A 3128-nucleotide genomic window follows, 5' to 3' on the forward strand; every position below is an offset into this window, starting at 1 on the left:
GCACCGGCAGCGCCTCGGTCTCGCCGCCGAAAGCGGGCGCACCGCCTGATAGCCGCGCAGCAGCGCGCGGGATTTCGTGATGTTGAAGCTGAAATCCGGCTCGAAGCACCAGGCATTCAGGCACACCGCGATGTCGTAGGCGTAAAGATCGGTCGCGGCGAAATAGAAATCGATCAGCCCCGAAATCGCGTGGTCGAGGAAGAACACGTTGTCGGGGAACAGGTCGGCATGGATGTGCCCGCGCGGCAGCGCCGCCGGCCAGGCGCGAGGGTGGCCTCCAGCGCGGCGCGCACCTCCCCGGTCAGGCCCGGCAGCACCGCATCGCCGCTGTCGCCGCAGCGCCCGAGCAGCGGCGACCAGCCCTGCGGGCCGAGCGCGTTGGCGCGGGTGGGCGCGTAATCCTCGCCGGCCAGGTGCATCCGCGCCATCGCCGCGCCGAGCGGGCCGCAATGCGCGACCGTCGGCCGCCGCGGCCACACGCCCGGCAGGAAGGTGGTGATCGCCGCGATCCGCCCGGCCAGCTTGTTGAGATTGGCGCCATCGCGCGCGCGCACCGGCAGCGGGCAGGGCAGGGACTTCGCCGCGAGATGCTCCATCAGCCGAGAAACCACGGCAGCTCCGCCGGATCGACCCGCCGCTCATAGAGCGTCAGAATGAAGTCCCCCGCCGTGGTGCGCAGCGAATAATTGCTGTTCTCGACCCCCTCGGCGATGCCGCGAAACGCGACCACGCGGCCGATGTCATAGGCTTCGAGGAACGCGGCCAGCGCGTCGTCCGTCACTTCGGTATAGACTGCCATGGGGTGGGAGATGACCGATCGCCGTTTTGATGGCAAGGGAGGGTTAACAAACCGGATGGAGACAGCGTTGACCCGCATTGCCCGCCTTGCCGCCCTGCTCGCCCCGCTCGGTCTTGCCGCCTGCGCCAGCGGGCCGGGCCCGAAGCTCGACTGTCCGCAGGTCGCGATGCTGCAACAGGCCGATCGCCTCGTCCGCGTCGCCGGTGCCGCCGACGATGTCGCGGCGCGGATCGTCGATGCGTGGGTCACGGGTGTCGCCGGCAAATGCGCGCCGCATGGCGATGCCGGCGAGCGCGTCGTCTTCCGCATCGGCTTCGCCGCGACCCGCGGCGTCGCCGCCCGGCAGAACCGCTTCACCCTGCCGTATTTCGTCGCGATCACCGAGGGGGATCGCATCATCGCCAAGCAGGTCTATCCGGTCCGTTTCGACTTCCGCCACGGCGCCACCCAGGCGGTGGCGACGACGAAGCCGATCCGGCTCGATTTCCCCCGCGCCCCGCGCAGCGCCGCCCAGCAGGTGCTGGTCGGCTTCCAGCTCACCCCGGCCGAGCGCGCCGCCGCCCGCGCGGAGCGCGCGATGACCATCGCCGCCCCCGAGGTCATGGCCCATCACGCGGGGGCCGACTATCTCGACTGCCTGCGCCGGCTGCACCGCGCGCTCGCCCCGCGCCGCTATCTCGAAATCGGCGTCTGGCGCGGCGAATCCCTCGCCCTGGCCGAGGCCGAGAGCCTCGCGATCGACCCCGATTTCCAGCTCGACCGCGACGTCCTCGCCGGCAAGCCCGCCTGCCATCTCTATTCCTGCGGCAGCGACGATTTCTTCGCCCGGCACGATCCGCTCGCCATTCTCGGCGGCCCGGTCGATCTCGCCTTTCTCGATGGCATGCACCGGTTCGAGTTTCTGCTGCGCGACTTCATCAACACGAGCATGTCTGCCACCGCCGCAGCGTGATCGCGCTGCATGACTGCCTGCCGATCGACCCGCGCATCACGCTGCGCGACCAGAACCCCGAGCTGCGCCGCGATGCCGTGGTGCCCGGCTGGTGGGCCGGCGATGTCTGGAAGATGGCCGTGCTGCTGCACCGCCACCGGCCGGACCTGCGGCTGCTCGCACTCGATGCGCCGCCCACCGGCCTCCTGCTGGTCTCCGGGCTCGACCCTGCCAGCCGCCGCCTCGAGGAGACCTACGAGGCGATGGTCGCGGAGATGATGGACACCGATCTCGCCGCCTTCGGCACCGCGCGCCTGTTCGCGCTGCTTGCCCCGCGCCCGACCGCGCTGCTCGACGATCCCGCCGCCCTCGACGCGGCGCTGTTCGCGTGAGCCCGCCCTTCGAAGGCGCCGCCCTGGTCACCGGCGGCGCGAAGCGACTGGGTGCGGCCATTGTCCGCGCCCTGGCGCAGGCCGGCTTCCCGGTCGTCATCCACCACCGCGCCTCCGCCGCCGAGGCCGAAGCCCTCGCCGCCGAACTGCGCGCGCAGGGCGGGGCGGCGCATGTCCTCGCCGCCGACCTCGCCGATCCCGCCGCGGTCGAAACCCTGATCGGCCGCGCCGCCGCGCTCGCCGGCCCGGTCAGCGTGCTGGTCAACAACGCCTCGCGCTTCGAGTTCGATTCGGCGTCCAGCGTCACCGCCGGCTCGATCGCCGAGCACATCGCGCCCAACCTCGCCGCGCCCGTGCTGCTCGCGCGCGACATGGCGTCCGGCCTCGCCGGCCGGCCCGGCGTGATCGTCAACCTGCTCGACCAGAAGCTCGCCAATCTCAACCCCGATTTCTTCTCCTACACCCTGGCCAAGGCCGGCCTCGCTGCTGCCACCGAGATGCTGGCGATGGCCCTCGCCCCCGCGATCCGCGTCTGCGGCGTCGCCCCCGGCCTCACCTTGATCGGCGCGAAGCAGAGCGAGGAAAATTTCCGCCGCGGCCAGAGCGCCACGCCGCTCGGCCGCGGCTCGCAACCCGAAGACATCGCCCGCGCCGTGCGCTTCATCGTCGAGACCCCCTCGCTCACCGGCACCACGCTCTATGTCGATGCCGGCGAGCACCTGATGCGCCGCCAGCGCGACGTTTCGTTCAGCGCCGGATAACGCGGCGGCGAGGCCTTCCGCCCTTGTGCCGGCGGGGGGCGTGTCCTAATTGCGGCGGCATGACCGAAGACACGCTGAACGCCGGCCCCGACCACAAGACGGCCCGGACCCCCTGGCGGCTGGCAGCGATACGGCGCCCGCCTCCGAGGCTGAGCAGCTTGCCGCCGCCCACGAGCGGATCGCCGCCCTCGAAGCCGAGGCCGCCGACCTGCGCGACAAGTGGATCCGCTCCCAGGCCGACATGG

Annotated in this window: 3 protein-coding genes and 2 pseudogenes; 4 read left to right on the forward strand and 1 reads right to left on the reverse strand. The window is 71.5% G+C overall.

Features of this window, described 5'->3' with window-relative positions; genetic code table 11:
- Positions 1 to 799: pseudogene (locus ACIDOCELLA78_RS000000113015) on the reverse strand (homoserine kinase); the annotation flags it as partial.
- A 67-nt stretch (positions 800 to 866) separates the two neighbouring features.
- Between ACIDOCELLA78_RS000000113015 and ACIDOCELLA78_RS000000113020 the strand changes: the two are divergent.
- The 4 genes and pseudogenes from ACIDOCELLA78_RS000000113020 to ACIDOCELLA78_RS000000113035 form a co-directional block, all read left to right on the forward strand.
- A complete protein-coding gene (locus tag ACIDOCELLA78_RS000000113020; protein WP_249676894.1) occupies positions 867 to 1751 on the forward strand; it encodes a class I SAM-dependent methyltransferase in 885 nt (294 codons plus the stop codon).
- Positions 1748 to 2122, forward strand: coding sequence for a hypothetical protein (locus ACIDOCELLA78_RS000000113025; RefSeq protein ID WP_249676895.1), 375 nt, complete (start codon positions 1748 to 1750; stop codon positions 2120 to 2122). Before ACIDOCELLA78_RS000000113020 ends, ACIDOCELLA78_RS000000113025 begins: the two co-directional genes overlap by 4 nt.
- Entirely contained in the window at positions 2119 to 2883 is a 765-nt protein-coding gene (locus tag ACIDOCELLA78_RS000000113030; RefSeq protein ID WP_201729865.1) for an SDR family oxidoreductase, read from the forward strand. The genes ACIDOCELLA78_RS000000113025 and ACIDOCELLA78_RS000000113030 overlap by 4 nt, the downstream gene beginning before the upstream one ends.
- A 49-nt stretch (positions 2884 to 2932) precedes the next feature.
- A pseudogene (locus ACIDOCELLA78_RS000000113035) lies at positions 2933 to 3128 on the forward strand (hypothetical protein); the annotation flags it as partial.

It is taken from the genome of Acidocella sp. C78 (genome assembly GCF_907164655.1).